Source organism: Breznakia pachnodae (genome assembly GCF_030814225.1).
GTDB lineage: Bacteria > Bacillota_I > Bacilli_A > Erysipelotrichales > Erysipelotrichaceae > Breznakia > Breznakia pachnodae.
Genome location: NZ_JAUSUR010000004.1, coordinates 87,668 through 110,955, shown reverse-complemented (window position 1 = coordinate 110,955; position 23,288 = coordinate 87,668). Strand labels below are relative to the sequence as shown.

Here is a 23,288-nt window from a genome sequence, read left to right as displayed (position 1 = left end):
AATATGGCAAAGAATAATAAATCACCTTTCCCCGGTGTTCTGGTAAAGAAACTTAACCCACAAGAAAAAGGATGTATACATGTAAGTATTGAAAAAAATAATGGAGTGAGGATGGTCATGGATGGTGATGTGTATTTACCTCATCTGTATGTATTATTTGATTATCTTGTAAAAACATTTGCTGACGAGGGTGATAACTTAGAACGAGTTGCATCAGCATTTACGCAAGCAACAAGCAAATATTTCAAAACAGAAATGAAAGATATTATGAATGCATTTGGAGATGATCCTATACCAGAAGAAAATGAAGATGTTGAAATAAAAGATGATGAAACTGAGTCGACTGACACCAGTAAGTTAAAATCATAAAAAATGAAAGGAACTAATTAATATGAAAGTAATTAACATAACAAATCAAAAGGGTGGAATTGGTAAAGGAACAATAGCAACAAATTTAGCATATGGGTTAAGTGTGATTGGTAAAAATATTCTACTTATTGAAGGAGATGAGCAAGGAGATAGTTCTTCTATAGTTTTGAAAGAAGGAACCATAATATCTGAAAAGGAAATAGATAATATAGAAGAAGAAATTAAAAATTCTAGTTTCTTTAATGCATTAAATAAATGTTTAATTCCATCACAGATAAAACTCGATTATGGAGATGTCTTATGTAATCCTGAGAAAATTAATGACGCAATTATTTCCACTGAATACGAACGTATTGATGTATTACCAGCAACAATTAGGTCAACTGAAGCAAGTGTAGCACAAAGACTGATGGCAGATGTTACCAGATCGCCAATTCATAGAATGAAGGAAGCTCTGACATATATACCCGAAGGGAAATATGACTACGTAATAATTGATAACAAGCCTTTGCAGGGCTATATCGTTACAAATAATCTAGTGGCAAGTAATTTAAATATCATTCCAGTGAAGGTTGATAGAGGTTCAATTAAAGGGTTTATGGCAACAATTAAGAATATGCTAGCACTTGAGAAGAATAACAATCTTAATTTTGAGTTTAAAGTTTTATTTACAATGGTTAATAGAAATAATTCAGAAAAATTTATAACAGAATTGTTTAGAACAAATATACCAGATTTTGTATATGAAACTGAAATCAATTATCAAGCGAAACCATTAGCAAACTGTAGTTTAGAAAACAAGATTTTGCTTGAGAACAATATGAATACAAAAGTGGAACAAAGATACCAAAGTTTTGTAGATGAATTTTGTAGAGACGAAGGTATTGCTGGGTCCATCAAAGTAGAATGAGGAGGGAGTATATGATTTGCCCGTTTATTAACAAGGATGAAACAAAAAAGAATATAAAAAAAGTACTCGAGTTATCACGGAGTTTGTTCACAGAGTTATATGCCTATGAATTAGAGGACTATCAAGACAGCGAAGTAAATCTCGACTATAAGTTCAGTGATCACTTAATTGTGAAATTCTCGACTCCTTATGATGATTTAGTAAGGAAACTTGTCAGAGCAGTAGATCAGCTTGGTCCGAGTCAAAAAAGAACGATATATTATTGCTATTTTAGAGGAATATCATTGCCTAAACTAGAGAATGGGATAAATGATGAAGGAATTCATATTACATCTGCCTATAGGCAACACAACAAGGCAATTGAATTCTTATGTTTTACAATACAAGAATTGGTTCAATATAATAGCGATGGACGAAAGGAGAATTAGCATGAAAGAAAATAAAAATAGCTTATCCTCAATCGAATTAGCTGATATTACATCTTCTGGCGTTGATGAATTAATGAGCGTAACAAAACAGAATACAAATCATAATCAACCATTAGCAGGAAAAAATCAAATAATGGATTTAAATATCTCGAAGATACTCTTTAATCCAAAGAATATCTTTGATGATACTGATGAGGAAATTCAAGAAAGAGCAGCTAATATTGACGAACAAGGATTAACAGATCCAATAGTAGTTTATGAATTAGATGATAATTATATGCTTATCAGTGGAGAAGGAAGAACCAGATCGTGTATGTTCCTAGGATGGACCACAATTAGGGGATATATAGTAGACAAACCTAAAAGTGAACTTGATGAAGAACTTTTAATTCATTCATTTAATGAGCATAGAAAATTATCTGATGAGAGAATCTATAAACGAGTTTGTACATATTATAGAATGTATCTAGACCTAAAAGAAGATGGAAGAAAACCAAAGGGTGAAACACGTGATTGGATAGCGCAACGGCTTGGAATTGGTCAAAAACGTGCTGGAGACTTTGTTCAGATTATACAAGGTAAAAAAGAATGGAACGATGTAGTAAAGCCTAAAAAAAGCAAACCAGAAAAAGAAAGGTGGCAAACGTTTTCAGAAAAACTATTCATGGAAAGACTCCAGACGAAAACGATTGTTACAAAAAATGAAGTGAAAATCAAATTTATGAATGATGATGACCTAGCAAGAATTATGGATCTGTTAAACATTAAAGAAGAGAGGGTGTGATTGGGTGAATAGTATCTGGAGTATAGTACTATTTGTTGCGTTTATTCTTACAGCGCTCGCTATAGTTTTTGCTATAAGGAGAATGTTAAAGAGTAAAAATGACAATAGGTATTTGGATATACGTACGGTTCAAGGATTAGAACATATTTTAAACATTCATACCTTGTGTGGTGTTGAAGTAAAAATGAATTTCATTGTTATTATTTTGATGAATGATCAAGGTGAAGAAAAAGAAGTAAGAATACTGCCAGGTAATTTCAATATTCTATACAAAGAGAATGATGATGAGATATTAACAATAAATAATAAAACGTTGTATTTTAATAAAACAATTAAGGACCAAATAGAGTTTGTTAAAGATCATCAGTCTGAAAAAACGCAATCACATAGTGCAGATGAAAAAAAAGCAAAGTCAGTGGCAAAAATATTTGCTGCTCTCTTCTCAATATTAATATCAATAATTGTAATTATAATGATACTTTCACAAATGGTTGAATTAGATAATGAAGTGATTCAAATTATTCTTGTATTCGTATTAATACTGTTAGTTTCGATAACGGTAATTATAGGTGTTGGTATTTGGCTATGGTGGTTTAATAAGAAAATGGGACAATTTGGTTTATTTATTACAGAGTTTGCAAAGGCTAAGAGGAGAAAACTTAAAAATAAGGAGGATAATAATGAAACTGACAGTGAAGAAGTTATGGAATAATGATTTATTGCGGATATCATCGCTTTATCTAATAGTATTACCAATGATAACAGCAATATTTCCAGAAATGTATTCAGAGTATTTAATGGCAATATTAACGATAGTGTTGAGTATCTGGTGTATATATGAGATGAGAGGAATCTTTCAACCGTTTTTTCTTAAATTAGAAGAGTTGAATAGACAATCTTATCTGGTAGGTGCAGTAGCTTTAATAACACTTTTTATAGGAATCTTTCTGAGTTTTCTAAAAGCAACATTCGGTACTGAAGGAATCAATTCAAATCAAGATATGATAATTCATAGTATTGAAACAACTGGATTGATTAGTAAAATAGCAATCGTGTTGTTTGTACCTATTATTGAAGAAATTATATTTAAACATCTTATCTTCGATAAGAGTAAAATTCTAAAAAGTACCAAAATGAAGCAAGCGATATTAATTATATTGTTATCTATAGCATTTGCTATGTTACATACATCAAATGAAATAATAAATCTTAAACTTGGCTTTGATTTCATATGTGATTATATATATTACTTTACTTTCAGTATATTTACATTTTCACTTTATAAATATAGTAATAATATGCTTTATCCTGTATCTGTACATGTTTTGTGCAATATTGTGGCTTTATTTTTATAGGTTATAAAAAGGAGTTAGCATGAAAAATAAACAAATAAAATTAATGAATTCAGCAGTATACAGTGAAATAAAATCTATTCTTGATTTTGTAAAGGTACCAAGCGACATCATGAATAGCGATATTTTTGATTTCATAAAAGTGCCAAACAATTTTGAAAGGAAGTATGTATTAATAAATAGGTTAGATAAGCATAAAAATTTACCACGAAAGCAAAAGAAAGAATTGAAAAAATACAATAGATCGATCATTAAGAACTTTAGATTATAAAATCAATGTTCTAGATATAAATGATTTGACAGAAGAAAAGAGGATCAATCCGGTCTTATATGAAAATCAAAAAAAATAAATATTAGATTTAAGCATGATGTCCAATGGGAGGGTAATGATCGTTTTGTAACAGTGTTTTACCAAGGTGATATTGTTACTGCTGAAGCTGAGGTGCTTGAGAATACTATTTTATCGCTTTCAGCTGAAGCACCTTATTATTCATACGTTACATATGAAGTAGATATAAATGATGTTGATATTCTTGAACAACTAGATAAGAGAGAATGCAGTACTAATGTAAAAGGATGTTCAGAACGCTTGGGAGAGAGTTGAACATCCTCATGAAAAGATTATATCAGACTCAAAGGAAATCTTAGTCTGATATAAGGTAATTATACCCAGAAAGTTAGGAGAACAAAATGAAAAAAGATACACTACAGCGAATACTGAATGAATTAAAAAAGCATTTTATACAATATATAATATTCAGTATAATATTTATTTTTGCTTTTTATATGATAACAATGGTTTTTGGTGGTGAAATAAAACCAATTAAAGTTGTAGTCTATCTCGTTTTTATTATTATTGTTTCTGCTTATTTCGCTCAGAAGGTTTAATTTTTCTCTCCCATAATAATGATTTATGGTTAATGACATAAAGGAAAGAAAGAGAGCCGATAACTACTGCAATTTGAGTAGTTATTGATATAATTTTCCATGAATCTTTTGGTATAACATTAGGATTAGTTTGTCTCTGAAATACTGCATAAATAATCCATAAAATACATAAACAGGTACAAGTGATGGCTATATGCAAATTTCTCTTTTCTTTAATACTATTTGAATAGCCTAATTTTTCTTTGATTATATTAAAATCATACTCGATAATATATACTAAATCGCTACGAATAGATTGGAATTTGGATTCATTAGCACCCCGATTAGGATATTGTTTTTGAAATTCATTAAGGGCTTTAATACATTTTGTTGATAAATATAGAAAATCACTGTTCTCAGTATTTTTAATATTTGTACAAAATTCAATTAGACTATCATCAACCTTAGTTGCAGTAATATAATTTCCATAATGATCTTTAGTTAATAAGTATAATTTTTTGTATATTTCCAACCGCTTTTCCTCTATTGTTCTCATTGAATCGGATAATTCAAAGTGTTTCTTTAGTTTATGAGAAATATAATTGGATATCAAGCCACCAAATAAAGCGGTTAAAAGAAAGAAAATAATATTTTCTTCAAATGTCATTAATGCTCTCCTTTCGCCCTTATAGGCGTAAACTGTAAACATTGTAACATAGAAAGGACAAAGTTTTGTATGTATATTAAAAACAATTTAAAATGGTTGCGAAAGAATGACTCATTAACTAGAAACCAATTAGGAAAATTAATTGGCATAAATGAAAGTGTTATACGAAAAATAGAATCAGGCGAAAGAAATGCACCAAGTATAAGAACAATTGCAAAATTATGTGATTTTTTTGAAGTTAGCATTGATGATTTTGTACACAAAGATATGGAGAAAAATTATAAACACGAAGGCTAATCAAATACTCGATAATTTAGGAATTATATTGAAATTGAAAATAGAAAATTATGAAAAAACATAAAAATTAGAAATACTTAGACATAATTAATTATGTGGAATTAGAAGATACACATCAGACAAGGAAGGTTTTTTACTTGAATTTATATATGTTTGAAGGTTTCTAAGTCTGTGTTACTAAAATACATTCACATATCCTCAATTTAATCCAAATCCTTCTTTTGCATAGTATCACTTCGGTGGCAAAAGAAAAAGGATGTCCTGGTGTAAATAAATAGGATGAGCATCCCAAATTGTATCTGTAGGAAGATAGGGTTATACACAGATACAAAATCGTTATAACAAAATTTAATAGAAAACCAAAAAAGGAGATCAAAATGAAAAAAAGAATAATTGTAATTATAGCCGTTATGTTATTGGTAGCATGTAGTGAAGAGAATAAAGAAGAGGAAAAAGCTAAAATTCCAACTAGTATAGTATGTAGTTTAAATGATGATAACAACTCTAATAAGGTCACAATAAGCTTTGATGAAAAGGGATATGTAACCAAAAGTAAACAAGTTGTTACAAGTTCATTAACGACATTTTCAGATGAAGAAATTGATGGATTAGAAAAAATGATTGAAACAGGAAATATGAATTACAATCTAAAGCAAATAGATGGTTTGGAAATATCAGAAACAATTAACAAAGAAAAACTACTCGTTGAAACAAAAATTGATTATGAAAAGGTATCTTTGAGTGATCTTTATGATAATCAACTAATAAATGAGTATGACAAGGACGATAATAAATTAACAGTAAAGGAGTATGCTGAATATCTTGAATCATACTATAGCATGACTTGCAAGGAAAAATATGATTGATTTGATCTTAAAGGAAATTATGTACATATGTTACCAAGATATAAGCAGAAAGAGAAAACTTAAATAGATATTTTTTACAATAAATAATGAAAAAAGAAAGAAATTAGAAAATATATTTTTTATTCATAAATTCCATCTATTAGAATGTTTGAAGACCAGGTAGTTTTTATTTGGAGACATATGCTTTATATTAAGGAAGAATCAGAGATTGGAGTACGATGAAACCAAATAATGTTGGAATGGCTAGAAAGACAAGTAGAGATTTACTTATGAGATTTAGACATTATAAATAAATCCGGGAATTTGCCGGATTTAAGTAGAGAACTGACTATATAATAATCAGAAAGTATTAAATTATTTGCAAAAGAAGCGCTAATTGATAGTGTCTTCTTTTTTTATCATGAAAACAATTGTAATTATAGACTTTAAAGTTCAAGTGTATTGAAAAAACAAGTGCGCGCAGAAAATAAAAAGTTGTAGTGCACAACCTCCGATTATTCCAGTAAACAAACCGAAAATTCCATAGCACTACCAATTATCCTTTTTCACCTGCCGATTATACCAAAAATAATAATTATCTTTATTTATATGGTAATGTAATTTTAACAATCGAATAGGGATTGAGAAAGGAGAAACCAAATGAAAATAAAAAAGCTTATAAGAAAATATGCACTTCTTGTATTTGTTCTAGCATGTGTGTTTAATGCTACTTCATTTTCTGTAAGCGCTGGTTCAGGGAGTATTATGAGATATACTTCAAGTGGATCAGCAACAATAGGAGATAGCAAAAATCTCAAAGCTGTCTGGAGTAAAACATGGCAATTTGATGGAGATATGATGGATGGAAGACTACAAGGATATGGAAACCAAAAAAGAGTTACTGCTAAATTGGGTTCAGAAGGAACAGTTGGTTCTTGGGTTAGTGCTACATCATGGAATGCTTATACAAAAGATTTAGGTCCATGGGGTGGTTCTTACTGGGTGAAATTTGAATGGAAATAACTCTTACAATGCTAAAGCTATTATACGATTATACATTAAATTAAAATAAGGAGATTAATCATGAAAAAAATAAAAAAAGTATTAAGTGCAGGATTAGCATTAATAATCATGTTTGGGATGATATCATCTGTATCCGCAGCTACTGGTTTCTTACAGTCTACCAATAAATCGGGAGAGTCGTACATTGGCAATAATAAAAATTTACAGGCTTGGTGGAATACATCGTGGAATCTCAATGGGGATTATCTATATGCTAAACTTACTGGTTATGGGAATCAGAAAAGAGTATATGCAAGACTGGGGACAGAAGGTACAACTAGTGCGTGGTATGCATCTTCAAGTAAAGTAGCTAGTGTTCAAGATGTTGGTCCATGGGGAGGAAGCGTATTCGTTAGATTTGATTACAAATAAAGAATAATCTTTTAATAGAGTCTAATAGAGTATAGATTCATAAATTCTGTACTCTATTTTAAATGGGAGGTATTATGAAATTATTAAGAAATGCTAAAAAGATAATGGTTTTATTTATATTTGTTTTTTCGATAGGTTTATCTATATTTTATCATGATGCAGTTGAAGAAAAAAAATACTATTCTATAGAAAATATGGATTATGAAGTTATTGATATTAAATTCAGCGAAGATTATACTAAAGATGACTTTACAAAATTATTTGAGATGGCAGAGAATAATCAGGTTATTCTTCTTAAAAATGAAGTTCAATATACTAGTGGGATTTGGGTTAATAATATATATATATCATCATCTAGTCTTGAGGATATATTAAACCGACTAAATCTCAAATATACAATCAATAATAATGATAAAAAGAATGATTTAGCAAGCACAGAAAATGGGAAAAATGCAAAATACGAGTTAAGCGACTTTTTGAACAATGATCATTTTAATATTTATACTATAGATAAACTTATTGATAATAACCGATATTTATATGCAGATTATTTGGTTTATTATTCTAATGAAACCAACTTAAATGATTTCATGGATGACTCAAAGGTAATATTTGGTGATGATTTGATTCTTACAGAAACAGGCATGATGGACTTTCATGAAACTTCTATTCTACAAATTGGAATTATAGTGTTTCTTATTACTTTCATGATATATATAGTGATTGAACTTTTTTATGTGTACAATAAAGCAAAAAAAATATCAATTATGCAGTTGTTAGGGATAAGCGATAAGAGGATTGCATTTCTATTTATAAAAAAAGAGCTTCCATTTTATTTGCTTCTTGCATTAGTACTTTTAGTACTTACTAATTTTTTAATACCAAATATAACATTATCAATTTTAATTTCAATTGCTATATTATGTTTAATTATAATTTCTATTTTTTGCATTTTGACCCTTGTTAGTGTTATTGTAATTAATCATTTGTATAGTATGGTAGATTTGTTAAAAAGTAAATCTATTATTGATTTTTTAACAAAAGTTGGAACATATGGAAAATTGATTTTAAATGTATTATTTATATTGACAGCACTTGTTGCATTTTCTACAACTAGTCAATTTGTGGAGCATCAAGATATTGTTGATAATACACAAAGATATGCAAATTATGGTTACTTCACTCATATAAACATGTCAAATGAACAATATAATGATCAAGATCATACAGCGCTAAATGAGCTATACAAGGAGTTACAAAAGACTGAATTAGATACTCAATACATTGAGTCAGCACAATATATTATAACGGCTCCGGAAGACATAGAATACACTAATGCTGCAATTGAACAAGGAGAATACTTCCCAATTATTAGTGTAAACGTTAATTATTTAAATATGAATAATATAACTATATATGATTCAAAAGATAAACTAGTGACATTTAACGAAGAAGAATTTGAAAGATTTTTATTTCCAAAGGAATATGTTGAATATTATGATGCTTTTAAAGAGTTTTATCTGAATGAGCAAGCAGAGTATCCAGATGTTAAATCAAACTTTGATTTATACACGTATGAAGCTACAAAATTACCAACACTTTCAACAAGTAATTCAGGATCAACAGCAGTAGATTCAAAATTTATATTAAAGGAACCAATTATTAGAGTCATTTATAGTGATTATCCAGTTAATTATATAGATGATATGTATGGGATAAGTACAGCTGGTGTTGGTGAAGAGACGGGACTCAAAATCGATGCATCAATAGGAAAAGAAGCAACATATGATAGGATACTTCCTATACTAAAAGAGGCAAACATTGATAAAATATTAACAATAGACAGTTTTACAACAATAGGAGAAGTGGCAGGCTTAAAATCATCAAATACTGAAATGATTCTATATGTAGAAAGTATCGTATTAATATTGATTTTTGCAATTTATTCTGTAATGACGTTTGAAATAGATTCACTCTTTATAGAGAAGAGTAAACGAAGAATGTTAGTAATGACATTTTTAGGATTTAAAAATAAAGATATATTTAAATCAATATTTATTTATAACCTAAAGTTATTAGCAATGTCTGTAGGTATATTTATTGCGATAAATATATTTGTTACATCTATCATAAATATAGTGTTTATAGCAGTGGTGTTAGGGATGTTTATTTATGAACAAATCATTTTGATGATTGCGATTCGATATATAAGATTAGATAAGGTTGCAACATTATTGAAAGGAGAGTAGTAAAATGATTGAAATAAAAAATATTAATAAAAAATATGATAATATTGTTGTCTTGAATAAATTCAATTTAAATATTGATAATGGAGAGATGGTGGCTATAGTAGGAAAGAGTGGCAGTGGTAAAAGTACGTTACTTAATATAATTGGGTTATTAGATACAAAATATGAAGGTTCAGTGATAATTGATGATGAAAACATTTCGGAAATGAGTTATTCAAGTAGACGGGTTTACATAAGAAATAATATTAGTTATTTATTTCAGAATTATGCATTAATTGAAGATGAAAATATAAAAGATAATCTTCTTCTTTCACTCTATTATACTAATGAATCTCGCGAAGAAAAAATAAATAAAATTAAAGAAATATTAAAAACAGTTGGAATTGATAAGGACTTAAATACAAAGATTCATACATTGAGTGGAGGAGAACAACAAAGAGTAGCATTTGCACGTACAATCTTGAAACCATCTAAGTTAATATTAGCTGATGAACCTACAGGAAATCTAGACGATTACAATAAAAAGCAAATTTTTGATCTTCTACTACTTTTGAAAAAAATGAAAAAGACGATAATAATTGTCACGCATGATACTCAGATTGCATCATTGTGTAATCATGTTATAAATCTAGATTAAAGCAAATTGTTCTAGTGTTTAAATTGTTGAAGAACATTTTAGATTGTATAACGATTCATCTGGTAGATATCCTTCTACAAAAAGGTTTGTAGATGCAGATAATTGTAAATTATTTATGTTCGTAGAGATCGTTTCTTTATAAAAAAACAACATAATTACAAAAGTATGGAAAAAATGTCTGTATTTTTGAAACTGAACCTGTGCTAATATGGTATTGTGGAAGTAATGAAGATACTTCCGCTCCTCCTTCACTTATAAACAAAAAGCAATAGATATAAAATCTGTTGCTTTTTTGCTTATAGTGATTAGAAAGGTGGTTCGAGATGAAGCGAAATTTAGAGGAACTTATAGAAATGTTACAGGAAAGATATGAGCAACATGATTATATTATGGAACATGGATCAACTGATAGAATTCATAGTGATGGAACAAACCTAAATCTTATTAGAACGCAAATTAGTGCATTTAAAAGTTTAATACTAAACCAAGATTCAAATTACTCTGATGAGTTTATGAGAAAAGAAATACCACCAGAAGTAGATTACGAACTAAATGTGAAAGCTGATGAGATTTTAGAAGAAGGAATAAGACTATGTGAAACAATTTATAGTAATTCTAAATTGCTCGAAATGCTTGATACAAGAGAAGCATTAGATGGTGAAGCAGTTCATTATCTATATCATTATTTAACTCATGAAGCATGGAATTTACCTAAATATATAGAGGAAAGAAATATAGTGAACATCAGGCGTATTTTAATTGTTGACCCATTTAGCGAAATTGATCAATGTTATGAAAAATATAGAGAATTTATGGATAATAACGAAGTTACTAACCAAATGGAATTATTTTAGGAGGTGAAACAATGAGTTTTGGAACTTGTTATGAGAATGTGTTTGATACAATTGAAAAAGTAGCTGCACAACATAAAATTGAATTAAACGTAGTTGAGAAGAATGGCATTATATATGGAAGCGATACTGAAGGCAATCGTTGGAGAAACAAAGGGCTGTTTAAGTTTATTGATTCATTTGTCATTGATACTAGTCTTATATCATTAAAACAATTAGAGCAAATTCATGAATATTCAAAGGAGATTATGAGTAAACCGATATTAACCGAAGTGCTTGACAGATATTATCGGTTAAAAAGTATTGCAGATAGTTTAGTCTTAGATGTAATAGAAAACAATCAATTTACAAATAAAACTTATCCATTTGATGATCTAACAGATATGAATGTCCATGAAGAAGATTTATATGAATTATCATTAATACTTGAAGAAGATGAAGATAATGTTGAAATGGCAGATATTGATAGTTATCCAGATGGATTATTCTTAGAAATTATACCAGATAGAATTTCGCAACTAGATAAGCTTTGCTTCCATCAAGATGATTATAAAGAATACTTAGAATACCAAGATCTGGTGTCTCAGTTGGAAGATAAAATAGACTATTCTTATGATATGGATTTAAAGCAACTAACAATTACATGGATTAATCATGTTACTACCATAGGTAATGTATTAAATGAAGAACAAGCTAAGAAAATGTATAAAGACAAACTATTTGATATGATAGATGAATTTTTAAACCCAGAGAAAGAATTTGGTGAAATAAATAAGGAGGATATTCAAAATGAACTATAGCGAAGCAGCAAGTCAACTTAGAGAATTGAAAAAGAATAGAAAGAAGATGCCAACAAAAGAAGTATTACAAAATTTAATACGAATTATTGGTACGCATCCTGATGCCATCTCAATATTTGGGGATATGAGATGGATAAATACCAACCAAATGCAACGGTTAAGAGAAAATGGTGTATCGGGATGGGGATTGGCACAAACAGTTTTAAAGCAAATGGAAATTAGAACCACAAACAGCATGGAATTATCCATAAAAATGTTTGGTTACAATAAACCAATTACCCCAGCTGATCTAGATAACTATATTGATATAGTAGCAACTAGGGTTCAACAACAAAAAGAGTATACAGAAGTTGCAAATAAACTTCATAATCAATCTATTGACGATAATATTCAAGAAGAAGATATGACAATGGATGAGTTAGGTGAGTTTTACTAACGGTGCTCTAAATAATAAAAGGTATTAATAAAGTGTTTATTGATAAGTCTTTAACAAGTGAAGAATGTAATGAGAATATTCTAGAATTATAGTAATAAAATAAAATCCTGCAAATTGCCGGATTTTTAGATAGGAGAAACATATGGAAGAATTTAACTCAAAAGATTTTGTAGATTTATATGAAGCTTTACCTCTAGATGGAAAAGAAAAACTTCAAATATTTTTGAAAACAGTCAAACCAAGAGAAGGTGAACCTAAACACAGCGATTTGTGGTCACAAGTTTATGACTATTTGGACAATCTGAAGAAAAACGGAACACAGTTTGATATGCATATAGGACGATACACTTCATATCTAGTGAATATAATCGAAAAAGAGTATATACATCTTCTTTTTGATTTCATAGATGATGAATTGTCTCATAAATTAGACTCACAAACTGAAAATTTTAATGAACTAATATAGTTTAGATAGGAAGGAAAAATATGAATAATATTGAAAATAGCAACGACATGTTAAACATGGATCAAAATGTAGATAAATTAAAAGTGGATAGGCTACAATAAAATGGACAAAAAAGATAAGGAGTTGATATAGTAAAGAAATAGTAGGAGGAAACAAAGATGACAAGAAGACCAAAAACCGAATATAGTGAGGATTTCAAAAAACAAATGGTGGAATTATATAATGCAGGAAAACCATCTGGGGAACTTATTCAAGAATACAAACTAACTGCATCAACCCTCTACAAATGGGTAAAGAATTATAATCAGTCTGGTTCATTTAAAGCGAAGGATAATCAGAGTGAATACCAAAAGCAATTGAAACTACTGGAAAAAGAAAATAAACAATTGAAAATGGAAAATGATATTTTAAAGCAAGCAGCGCTGATCATGGGACGAAAGTAAAAGTGATAAGAGAAAATGCATATCGATATGCCATATCAGCAATGTGTAAACGCTTAAATATCTCTAGAAGTTCCTATTATGCTCATAAAGAAACACAAGTGAAGGTAGATGAACTTAACGATATGGTTGTGAAGATTTTTCATGAGAATCAAAGTGTGTATGGAGCACGTAAAATAAGAGCTGTTTTATTACGGGAAGGGATTTGTACTTCCAGACGAAGAATTGCACGCATTATGCGTCAAAATGGTTTAATATCCGCATATACAAAGAAACCATACAAACCAACGAAAAGTTTAGTTAATACAGCTTCAACACAAAATCTAATAAACCGAGAATTTGACGAAAGAGAAAAAAGAGAAGTTATTGTAAGTGATTTGACCTATGTACGAGTAAACCATAAATGGAATTATATTTGTGTCCTCTTAGATTTACATAACCGAGAGCTAATTGGATATAGCTGTGGAGAACATAAGGATGCACTACTTGTAATGAAAGCGTTTGAAAATGTGAAAGGATCTTTACGAGATATCCAGTTCTTCCATAGTGATAGAGGAAGCGAATTTGATAATTATTTAATTGATGAACTGATAAAGAACAACCATATCATACGCTCCCTAAGTAACCGTGGTTGTCCTTATGATAATGCTGTAGCAGAAGCACATTTTAAAATCATAAAGACAGAATTTGTGAAGCGTAGAAGTTTTGCATCATTGGATGAATTAAGACTTGAATTTGCAGCGTATGTACATTGGTTTAATAACATTCGTTTACACAGTTCTCTTGGGTATAAAAGTCCAAAGGAATTTAGCGTTTCTCTCCTTTAAAATTTTGTCCATTATAGTGTTGCCATTCCAGTTTCAAAGAATATCTAAGGGTGTATATAGAGTACAAAAAGATAATAACAATTGCTTACTGATTAATGGAAATGGTAGAGATTTATCAATGATTGAAAGCAATAGTATTGATGCGATTATAACGGATCATCTATATTTAATTGAGAAATCACATAAGGGCGGAAATAGAAATTTCACATCTGAATATGAATGTTTTAATTATGAAGTATCAGATTTTGAAGAAAAAATTCGTGTATTAAAACCTGGTGGTTTCATGATTGAATTTATACCAGAAGAAAATGCAGATAATTACAATTATCTTTTTAATATGAAAGAAATGGCAAAACAAGTGGGCTTTGAGTATTATTCTAAAGTTCCTTGGAATAAAGGTATCAAACACAATGTTGGAAGAAAGCAAAAAATGACTGAAGATATTTTATTTATGTCTAAAGGGAAAGCTAGATCGCTTAGAAGAGATGTGAAAAAAGATAAGCAAGACCCTACTAAAGAACATTTTATGTCTGGAACAAATGGAATGCTTCCAGCTGAGTTTGAACATAAAGCACCAATAAAGAACGAAAGAATTCACCAAGCTGAAAAGCCTGTTGAGCTTATTGAGGAGTTGATAGAGTTTGTTACCAAGGAAAATGAAACTATTTTAGATCAATTTGGAGGAAGTCTCAACACTGGTAAAGCTGCACTTAATAAAAGTAGAAATGCAATCGTGATTGAAAGTGATTATGAAATGTTTATGAGAAATTATTCCATAATGATAGAAGATTATCCTAATGTAAACTTCATTGATTGTATAGAAAATATAAAAAGTGTAAATGATATCTTTAAAGCTTGGAATAAATGTGTTGAAGAGGATTGCGAGTATGCTGGTTTATATTACACAGAAGTCAAAGATGAAGATACAGTCGTGTTTTGCAACAAAAGAGATGGAAATAGTTTTGAAAGTGATTCAAAGGATGCGCTAAAGTATATTCAGAGTTCTTTAGATAATTTTAATGAACTTGACCGAATTAATATAGCACATGACCATGAATTATAAAAAAGTGAAAGGAAGAAATATGATGAATAAAAAACAATTTAATGAACATTTAAAAGAGTATGAATATTTGCGGAGAATATTGAACGATGCACTGTTTGACTATAATATGAATGAAGGTTTTTTAATTGAGTCTACCCATTCATTAAAAAGAAGTACGTATAAAATCGGTGATTTTATCTCATTCAAACCAAATCAAGAAGCAGACGTTCATTTAAAAAAAATGAGCAACACTAATTCGTTGCTGAACAAGATACTAGAACAACAAGCAGAACAAGTGAAAAATATCGAGAAATATAAAAAGAGTTTAGACGAGAAGAGTGAGCAATTGGAGAGTGAACTAGATATTGATTTTTTGAGAGAACAGTATCCTCAATGTGATATCAAAGAAGGTCCTTTTCCACTTTACTCTAGTCCGTTTTCTGTTTGTCTTAGAAGCGATGATAGAGGACAATTTGTAGACAGTAAGCTTCAATTAGCATATTGCATGTTTAGAGATGAAAACTATATCGAATTTCTAAAAGAATCAGACTACCAAAGGATAGTAGAGTTTTGCTTGGAAGATCATGAATGTGTAACTGATGATGGCAAATTAATATTATATCCTGATAAAGAGGATCTTATTGGATACCCTCCTAAAGAATATAACACTTACTATCAACTATATAATGATATTTATAGAGAGCGTTTTATATCTGCTTTTGATTATATTGATATTGGCGTTATAAAAGAAGCTGTTACTGAAGAGTCATTTTATAAACTTATTAATCTAGATACAGAAATTAAAGAAACTGTTGATCATGTGTTAAGTGAAAACGGGATGGAATTATAAGAAGCATATCGAACAAACAAAGAATCCGGCAATTTGCCGGATTTTTTACTGGAGGTAAATTATGGCAATAGAAGATTTTGGAAAAAAGATAGGTGGAGCAAAAAAGGATTTATGGAAGCATAGAGGACTGGGTATTTCAGATGTTTTGGAAATGAATGATCGAGAAAAAGATATGTATATAAAAAAGCAAAACATTTGGATTAAGCCTGATTATAAAAAAATGGTGGAAGAAGGATTGTCGAAAAGAGTTGTGTATTTCATGAAGATGATGAGAGATGCAATACCAACAAAGCCATTGGTAAGAGGTGTTACAGATAGAAACATGGTCGAGAAAAGTTATATTGATACTATTAAGGAAATAAGAGATACGACACTAGCGCTTAAATCAGAAGAAGAAGTAACTGATTATTTTAAGACTATTATCAAGCCACGATTCTTAGAAGCTATTGATGGTTCAAGAAGACTGTCGGTTAAAGAGAATGCTTTGGCGGTGATTGATAATAAATTAGTTAAGCAATCACAGGTTACTTCTTTTTTCGCAATTGATAACAAAATAAAAAAATATCAATTTTGCTACACGGATGAGGAAAAAGTCTTATCCGATTATAATATATGCAAATATGGCAGTGGACATTATCAGTTTGATAAAGGTAGTGTTGACCAACCTCGTTTATTTCAAAGAACAAGATATGGCACAACATTTGTATATCCAAAAGATGATCTTGCTTCGATTGACCAATGGAAAGATGATACTTATTTTATTTTGAAAAATCACTCTTTAGTTTCTAACAACCATTCCAGCTATGAAGAAGCAAAACAAAGCATTCTTGATAGACACATAAAAGATAAAGTTGAAAAAAAAAACGAGTTGGAAAAAAATCATTTGTACCAGAACAATTAAGTAATATAAAAAGAGAGGGACCAGATTATAGAAACGGAATTGATATCACTGGAAATGACTTGTTAAAGGTTTTTGGATTTAAAGGAGGAGAGTTTGGTAACTGGCTTAATAACAGTGATAGGCAGTATTCACTTAACTATGCTTTTGAGGCATTATTAGACCTTTCCAGAGCAATTAAAATTAATCCTATATCTTTATCAATTAATGATAGTTTATCTATTGCGTTTGGTTCTAGAGGGCGAGGGAATGCATTGGCACATTATGAACCGCTTAGAAGAGTAATTAACTTAACTAAGATGAAAGGTGCTGGAAGCCTTGCACATGAATGGGCACATGCACTTGATGATTTATTAGGCGAGGCATTCGGATGTAACTCTTTTGCATCAAACGAATTAAATTGTCATAAAGTACCAAATGTGTTTAATTCATTAATTGACAGTTTGAAATATGTTGACAGATATGAAGAAACAAATTTTTATGCAAATTCAAAACTATTTGACAAGGAATATTCTAAAACTGATCATGGATATTGGTCCTCTAATGAAGAGTTGTTTGCACGTGCATTTGCTTGTTATATATATGATGAGCTAGACGGAAAGTCTGATTATTTGTGTGGGCATGCAAATTCAGCAAAGATTGAAGATGGATTAGAAGCTTATCCTGTCGGTGAAGAAAGAGAAAGGATCAACGAACAATTCGAACACTTGTTTGAGATCCTCAGGGAAAAAGAAATCCTACAACAATTGGAGGGTAATGAGGGATGGCAAGAGAGAGATAAATTAGAGAATAGTCAATTATCACTATTATAGGAGAAAAATATGGAAGAAATTAAAATAGAAAATATTGAAAATAAGTTAAATGGATTGAAGAGTAATGAAGTCTTAGTAATTGAATTTGAGGAGCCTAAAGATGAAAACTAAATCGGTAGAATTTGTAAAAGTAAAATTGGTAAATGACTTTACTCTTAAAAGTGAAAAGGTATTAAAGAATCCGAGAGATGTTCTTTCGTTAGTTTTGGGCGAATTGGGGCAATATGATCGAGAAGTGTTTGCTGTCATTAATTTAACAAATAAAGGAAAACCAATTAATGTCAATATATGCCATATCGGAACAATTAATCAATCTATAGCACATCCCAGAGAAATATTAAAGTCTTCGGTATTAAGTAATGCAGCTTCAGTAATATTTGTACACAATCACCCTAGTGGTGATTTAGAACCATCGCCAATGGATAAAGAGGTTACAAAAGTTCTTGCGAATGCGTATAAGTTACTAAATATAAAACCACTAGACCATATAATTTGCACGCATGGTAAAGATCATTACTATAGCATGCGAGAGGATCCGTTTAATTATGAATTAGGTGAGTTGTTTGAAAATGATAATATTAGCTATGAAGATTCAATTGATATCATAAATAAAATAGAAGATATGGAGAATAAAAATATTGAAGAAGAACTAGGTTTATAGAAAATCATAAAGAAAAGTAATATACAAAAATAACAATGAAACAAAATCCGGCAAATTGCCGGATTTTTAGATAGGAGAAAAAATGAATTTATTAATACTAGAAGATTGTATTATAAAAGGAGTGCATAATAAGCTAGTGGATGTTCAGTATCCAGAATTGGGTAGTTATTCAGAGGGGTGTAGTAAAGAATATAAAAAAGGGGAAGTCGTTTGTTTTCATCAAAGACATTATACTGATAAAACTCAAACAAGTGAAATTAGATATGATAGTATACCACCCTCTATAGAAATAGAAGGTGATGAAGCTGGTCCTTATTATTCGTTGAAAGAAACATTAAATGATCATAAAGAAAACAAAGAGTATTACGAACTTTGTATAGAGCATTTAAAACACTCTGATGAAGATCCGTGGACACCATCAGAAGAAATTGAAAATCAGATACAGGAATATAAAAAAGAAATAGAGGAAATGAATAATCTTATCCATGACCTAGAAAATGGTGAAGTTGAGTTATTAAACGAATTGTATGTCAAATATGGATTATTAGACATGATTAAAGAGAAGATTGCACCGAATCGTAGAGTTTTCGTTGATATGGATGGAACGTTAGCTGAATGGAACAATGTTGAAGTGTTGGAGCAATTATACGAGAAAGATTACTTTGGTTCTCTTAAACCGTATACAAATGTAGTTGATGCAATAAAAGAATTAAACAAAAACGAGAATATTGAATTTTTTATATTATCTAAGTATTTACCAGATAGCAAGTATTCATTAATCGAAAAGAATGAATGGTTGGATAAATATTTACCAGAGATTGAAGAAGATAAAAGAATATTTGTTAAGGATGGTGAATTGAAATCAGTCATAATGAATGAAAGGTTAGGTCTTAGAGATTCTGATATCCTAATTGATGATTACAATCAAAACTTGTATGAATGGCAATCTGCTGGTGGAACAGCAATAAAGATTAAAAACGGAATCAACCATAACAGAGGGACATGGGAGGGATTACTATTATCAAGAGAAAGTAATTGTTTGGCAAAAGAAATGAATGAAATCATCTTTGAAAAAACTATGGGTGAAGAGTTGAAAGAGTTATCTGGAATGTATAGAGGATATCAAGAAAGTTCAAGAAATCTGGAGAATCTTTACACGAGTGATAAATTAAGTGTTATTGAACAATCAGTTCTTAAACAACAAAAAATAGTAGATGTGAATCTAAATCAATATAAAAATAAAAGACGATTAATTGAGAGAAAATTTGGTCTTCAAAGAGATGAAGTTAATCAATACCTAGAAGAGAATACTACTTTCAAAGAAGACCAAGGTTTTGATATGGATGAACAACAAATGGAGAATTAGTTGTATTTTACTAAAAAAGTATAAAAAAAAATATTTAGCACAATTAAACTGGAAAACCTAAAATGAACCAATGAAATAGGTAGATAGTTGAGTTCTGTGGAAAAAAGTGCGAAGCGTCTGGCAAAAAAGTGTGGAAAAAATGTCTGTATTTTTGGAACTGGAACTGTGCTAATATGGTATTGTGGAAGTAATGAAGATAGTCAATTGACATCAACTGTTTTTATTTATTTTCATATTAATTAGATGAAAATGTTATGCATTTTCGCCCTTCATTAAGGCAATTTAAAATTGCCTTTTTAATTTATATATGCATAATAAGAGAATAAATATTATTAAAATAATACAATCATAGGACAGGAGAATATATGAAACAAAAATTACCAACAAAAGTATATTTAGCTAAAATGAATGGATTCCCAGAAGTAAAAAACTATATGACTGAGCTTTTTGATAAAGGGAGAATTAATTTTCCTCAAATTAAATATCTTCATGACAATCTCTATAAAAAAGAATCGTTTTATATTGCACAGAATATTTTCCCGGTTGCGATGATTATACAGACAGGAATGGAAATTGATAAACTGGAAAAACTTGTTGAGGGATTACCAGATGCGACGGGAACAACAATATTTTGTAAAGAAGGTAATGAAGGATATCTATATAACAAAATATTTACTGATTTATATATCATAGCAGCAACAGTAGATTTTTATCAAAAGAAAGGTAATACAATTGATGAGTCAATTGAAAAATACAAAGAAATCTATAAAACAACAGATTTAGAAGATCGTGGAAAAATGATGACGAAGTTAATAAATGGAGTAACAGTTGATTTTGATAAAATACACGAAGAAAATAAGTTTCATTATTTATTTCATTGTGACTATATATATAAGTCAAGTCTGACAGGTAGAGTATTTGATTTTGATACACCATCAGATGCGATAAAGATTGCATCAATGAATAGTCAAAACGTGTATAGAGTTAAGATTCATGAGAATGGTGAAATAGAAAAATTAGATAAAATATTTAATTGGCATGAAAGAGCTGATTATTTAAAAGAAGGCGAAGTAAGTAATGTTGATATTGTGAAGAGATTATTTGAAGAACAAACAAGAGAAAGCATTGAGCTTGCGCAAACAATTATAGAATTAAAGTCAGATGTATTTGATAATTATTTGGATGATAACATAGAAATACATGAAAACTAGAAATACGGCAAATTGCCGTTTTTTTATATTCAGGAGGTAAAGGTTAAAATATGGCAGAATTAAAATTTTTTACAAGAGATGAAATTGAAGCACGTTCAGAGTTGTTGAAACAAATCAAAAGAGAAGTAAGTGTTGTAGAACTTGCAACAAATTTATATGGACTTAAAGTGCTAAAATCAAAAAAAGGAAGTAGATACTTAAAAACGATGGAACATAGATCACTAGTGTTTGATTTACAATCAAATGTTGCCTATTGGAATGGTCATTCTGGAAACCGTGCGTTAAATCCAATTGATTTCATGATGGAATATGAGAAAATATCTGGTGCAGCTGCTGTAGGTAAAATAACTCAATATTACCGAGAAAGAGATAGCAAACAGATAGAGATTTTTAGATATGAACGCCAAACAGATACTGTTCAACAAATAAAAAGTATTGTATATCCAGATGAAGATAAAAATAATGATAAAGTAATTTCTTATCTTACAGAAGTACGCGGGATTAAGAAGTTTGTAGTAGATAGATTAATTGATGATAAAATGCTTTATCAAGACAAAAATGGAAATTGTGTTTTTATTGGCTATGATGCATGGGACAAACCTACATTTGGATGTTTAAGAGGCACTAGAAGTGTTAAGTTTCAAATGGATTGTCTAGGATCTAAGAAAAATGTTGGATTCTACTATGAATCAGGAAAGAATTTCAAAAAACTTGCTCTTTGCGAAGCGGTAATAGATGGTCTATCATATGCTTCATTACATAGGACCTTAGATGCCAACATATTATGCGCAAGTGGAGCTGGGTCGATGTTAGAGACTCTTTGCTATCATTTGACAATGCGTGAAAATGTTAACGTTGAAGAAATTATATTTTGCTTAGATGATGATCCAGCAGGAAGAAATGAGCAAAAACGTATTGAAGACTGGATGAATAAAAACAAACCAAATGTTAATCGTGTACAATTCGAATTCAAATACGTACCTGAAGGAGAAAAGCGTGACATCAATAATGAAAGACTGTACGAAATTAAACATCAAGAATTTGAGATGATGAATGAGATCATCAGCAAGGAAGAGGAAATTAACGAGAATGAATTATCGTAGAAAGGACTGAAATTAATGAAACTTTTTTATACCAATTTAAAAAATTCAAATAATCTTTTTACATATTTATTTGATTTCAAGTGTAATGATATTCATAGCATTGATGTCGAATATTCAAATTTGGTACATACTGTAGCTCCGAATTTTGAACATATATTTACAATGAAAATGAATGATGAATGGTTTGTAAAAGATACTAATAATATAATGGTAATTTCAAATCAAGAAATGAATCGTGGTTTCTGTGTAAATGTGGAGGATGGAGCTATTACTAGATTGTATTTAAACCAAAAGCAACTTGATGTTTTAGATGAGTTAATTGAAATTGAACATGAGAAAGAACTAGGGTTGTTTGAGGCAATTGTGAACTCACTTGAAATAGATATATTGAAAACATTCGGATACGATAAATCAAAGCATATTATTTCTGTTTATTCTGAGAATGATTATGATGTATTAGGACTTCAAGAAGAACTTGAAAATTTTCTAGGTAGTGATTATACTCAAATGGCGCTTTCTCAAATTAAAGGCATTGAAGACATAATGTATAACAATTTTGATTTCGATGATGTGGTTCAGGAGAAGATTAAAGTAGCGGAAATGTCAGAAACTGAAATGCAAGAAATTTAAAATTACATTCAAAAAGGTTGTAATATTAAAAATCATAATATATAATGTGCTTGGAG

General features: G+C 29.7%; 29 protein-coding genes. 28 read left to right on the top strand and 1 reads right to left on the bottom strand.

The annotated features are described in order from the left end of the window. The first annotated feature begins 3 nt into the window (after positions 1-3). The 8 genes from J2S15_RS11610 (at position 4) to J2S15_RS11575 (ending at position 4,447) form a co-directional block, all read left to right on the top strand. Positions 4-369: a hypothetical protein gene (locus J2S15_RS11610; RefSeq protein ID WP_307408471.1), complete on the top strand. Its 366-nt coding sequence runs from the start codon at positions 4-6 to the stop codon at positions 367-369. A 22-nt stretch (positions 370-391) separates the two neighbouring features. Continuing rightward, positions 392-1,279, top strand: coding sequence for a ParA family protein (locus J2S15_RS11605; protein WP_307408470.1), 888 nt, complete (start codon positions 392-394; stop codon positions 1,277-1,279). Positions 1,280-1,290: 11 nt separating this feature from the next. After that, on the top strand, positions 1,291-1,707 hold the full coding sequence (locus J2S15_RS11600; protein WP_307408469.1) for a hypothetical protein: 417 nt from the start codon (positions 1,291-1,293) through the stop codon (positions 1,705-1,707). A gap of 1 nt (position 1,708) precedes the next feature. Continuing rightward, complete coding sequence (locus tag J2S15_RS11595) at positions 1,709-2,491, top strand: ParB/RepB/Spo0J family partition protein (protein ID WP_307408468.1); 783 nt, start codon at positions 1,709-1,711, stop codon at positions 2,489-2,491. An 82-nt stretch (positions 2,492-2,573) separates the two neighbouring features. Continuing rightward, complete coding sequence (locus J2S15_RS11590) at positions 2,574-3,203, top strand: hypothetical protein (RefSeq protein ID WP_307408467.1); 630 nt, start codon at positions 2,574-2,576, stop codon at positions 3,201-3,203. Next, positions 3,172-3,846, top strand: a complete 675-nt coding sequence (locus J2S15_RS11585; protein ID WP_307408466.1) for a CPBP family intramembrane glutamic endopeptidase — start codon at positions 3,172-3,174, stop codon at positions 3,844-3,846. The genes J2S15_RS11590 and J2S15_RS11585 overlap by 32 nt, the downstream gene beginning before the upstream one ends. A 19-nt stretch (positions 3,847-3,865) precedes the next feature. Continuing rightward, a complete protein-coding gene (locus tag J2S15_RS11580) occupies positions 3,866-4,114 on the top strand; it encodes a hypothetical protein (RefSeq protein ID WP_307408465.1) in 249 nt (82 codons plus the stop codon). A 132-nt stretch (positions 4,115-4,246) separates the two neighbouring features. After that, entirely contained in the window at positions 4,247-4,447 is a 201-nt protein-coding gene (locus J2S15_RS11575) for a hypothetical protein (RefSeq protein WP_307408464.1), read from the top strand. A 249-nt stretch (positions 4,448-4,696) separates the two neighbouring features. Here the strand turns inward: J2S15_RS11575 and J2S15_RS11570 are convergent, their stop codons facing one another. After that, positions 4,697-5,377 carry a hypothetical protein gene (locus J2S15_RS11570; RefSeq protein WP_307408462.1) on the bottom strand — a complete coding sequence of 227 codons (681 nt, stop codon included), beginning with the start codon at positions 5,375-5,377 and terminating at the stop codon, positions 4,697-4,699. Between the two features lie 69 nt (positions 5,378-5,446). Here J2S15_RS11570 and J2S15_RS11565 point away from each other — a divergent pair, with 69 nt between their 5' ends. The 20 genes from J2S15_RS11565 (at position 5,447) to J2S15_RS11470 (ending at position 23,232) form a co-directional block, all read left to right on the top strand. Beyond that, on the top strand, positions 5,447-5,674 hold the full coding sequence (locus J2S15_RS11565) for a helix-turn-helix transcriptional regulator (RefSeq protein ID WP_307408460.1): 228 nt from the start codon (positions 5,447-5,449) through the stop codon (positions 5,672-5,674). A 377-nt stretch (positions 5,675-6,051) separates the two neighbouring features. Further along, entirely contained in the window at positions 6,052-6,540 is a 489-nt protein-coding gene (locus J2S15_RS11560; protein ID WP_307408458.1) for a putative periplasmic lipoprotein, read from the top strand. 639 nt (positions 6,541-7,179) lie between these two features. Next, complete coding sequence (locus J2S15_RS11555; RefSeq protein WP_307408456.1) at positions 7,180-7,542, top strand: hypothetical protein; 363 nt, start codon at positions 7,180-7,182, stop codon at positions 7,540-7,542. A gap of 60 nt (positions 7,543-7,602) precedes the next feature. Further along, the gene (locus J2S15_RS11550; RefSeq protein WP_307408455.1) at positions 7,603-7,953 is read left to right on the top strand and encodes a hypothetical protein; all 351 of its coding nucleotides are present in this window, start codon (positions 7,603-7,605) and stop codon (positions 7,951-7,953) included. 74 nt (positions 7,954-8,027) lie between these two features. Continuing rightward, positions 8,028-10,202: a bacteriocin-associated integral membrane family protein gene (locus J2S15_RS11545; RefSeq protein ID WP_307408453.1), complete on the top strand. Its 2,175-nt coding sequence runs from the start codon at positions 8,028-8,030 to the stop codon at positions 10,200-10,202. A gap of 4 nt (positions 10,203-10,206) precedes the next feature. After that, a complete protein-coding gene (locus J2S15_RS11540) occupies positions 10,207-10,839 on the top strand; it encodes a putative bacteriocin export ABC transporter (protein WP_307408451.1) in 633 nt (210 codons plus the stop codon). A 323-nt stretch (positions 10,840-11,162) separates the two neighbouring features. Next, positions 11,163-11,693, top strand: a complete 531-nt coding sequence (locus tag J2S15_RS11535; protein WP_307408449.1) for a hypothetical protein — start codon at positions 11,163-11,165, stop codon at positions 11,691-11,693. Between the two features lie 11 nt (positions 11,694-11,704). Continuing rightward, positions 11,705-12,490, top strand: coding sequence for a hypothetical protein (locus tag J2S15_RS11530; protein ID WP_307408447.1), 786 nt, complete (start codon positions 11,705-11,707; stop codon positions 12,488-12,490). Beyond that, positions 12,480-12,926 carry a hypothetical protein gene (locus J2S15_RS11525; protein ID WP_307408445.1) on the top strand — a complete coding sequence of 149 codons (447 nt, stop codon included), beginning with the start codon at positions 12,480-12,482 and terminating at the stop codon, positions 12,924-12,926. Before J2S15_RS11530 ends, J2S15_RS11525 begins: the two co-directional genes overlap by 11 nt. A gap of 142 nt (positions 12,927-13,068) precedes the next feature. Further along, positions 13,069-13,392: a hypothetical protein gene (locus J2S15_RS11520; protein ID WP_307408443.1), complete on the top strand. Its 324-nt coding sequence runs from the start codon at positions 13,069-13,071 to the stop codon at positions 13,390-13,392. A 158-nt stretch (positions 13,393-13,550) separates the two neighbouring features. Continuing rightward, positions 13,551-14,659, top strand: a protein-coding gene (locus J2S15_RS11515) for an IS3 family transposase (protein WP_307408441.1) whose coding sequence is annotated in 2 segments (ribosomal slippage) — positions 13,551-13,800 and positions 13,800-14,659 — 1,110 coding nt in all. Because the reading frame shifts where the segments join, the coding sequence is not laid out codon by codon here. Positions 14,660-14,777: 118 nt separating this feature from the next. Continuing rightward, positions 14,778-15,722 (top strand): DNA-methyltransferase, encoded by a 945-nt coding sequence (locus J2S15_RS11510; protein ID WP_307408439.1) that lies wholly within the window; start codon positions 14,778-14,780, stop codon positions 15,720-15,722. A gap of 22 nt (positions 15,723-15,744) precedes the next feature. Next, entirely contained in the window at positions 15,745-16,551 is an 807-nt protein-coding gene (locus J2S15_RS11505; protein ID WP_307408438.1) for a hypothetical protein, read from the top strand. Positions 16,552-16,612: 61 nt separating this feature from the next. Then, positions 16,613-17,452 (top strand): hypothetical protein, encoded by an 840-nt coding sequence (locus J2S15_RS11500; RefSeq protein WP_307408436.1) that lies wholly within the window; start codon positions 16,613-16,615, stop codon positions 17,450-17,452. 59 nt (positions 17,453-17,511) lie between these two features. Next, entirely contained in the window at positions 17,512-18,261 is a 750-nt protein-coding gene (locus tag J2S15_RS11495) for an LPD1 domain-containing protein (protein WP_307408434.1), read from the top strand. A gap of 100 nt (positions 18,262-18,361) precedes the next feature. Then, complete coding sequence (locus J2S15_RS11490; protein WP_307408432.1) at positions 18,362-18,922, top strand: JAB domain-containing protein; 561 nt, start codon at positions 18,362-18,364, stop codon at positions 18,920-18,922. A gap of 82 nt (positions 18,923-19,004) precedes the next feature. Next, a complete protein-coding gene (locus tag J2S15_RS11485) occupies positions 19,005-20,288 on the top strand; it encodes a 5' nucleotidase, NT5C type (RefSeq protein WP_307408430.1) in 1,284 nt (427 codons plus the stop codon). Between the two features lie 365 nt (positions 20,289-20,653). Next, positions 20,654-21,499, top strand: a complete 846-nt coding sequence (locus J2S15_RS11480; protein WP_307408428.1) for a hypothetical protein — start codon at positions 20,654-20,656, stop codon at positions 21,497-21,499. A gap of 50 nt (positions 21,500-21,549) precedes the next feature. Beyond that, positions 21,550-22,602, top strand: a complete 1,053-nt coding sequence (locus tag J2S15_RS11475) for a DUF3991 and TOPRIM domain-containing protein (RefSeq protein WP_307408426.1) — start codon at positions 21,550-21,552, stop codon at positions 22,600-22,602. Positions 22,603-22,617: 15 nt separating this feature from the next. Next, positions 22,618-23,232, top strand: coding sequence for a hypothetical protein (locus J2S15_RS11470; protein ID WP_307408424.1), 615 nt, complete (start codon positions 22,618-22,620; stop codon positions 23,230-23,232). The last annotated feature ends 56 nt before the right edge of the window (positions 23,233-23,288 follow it).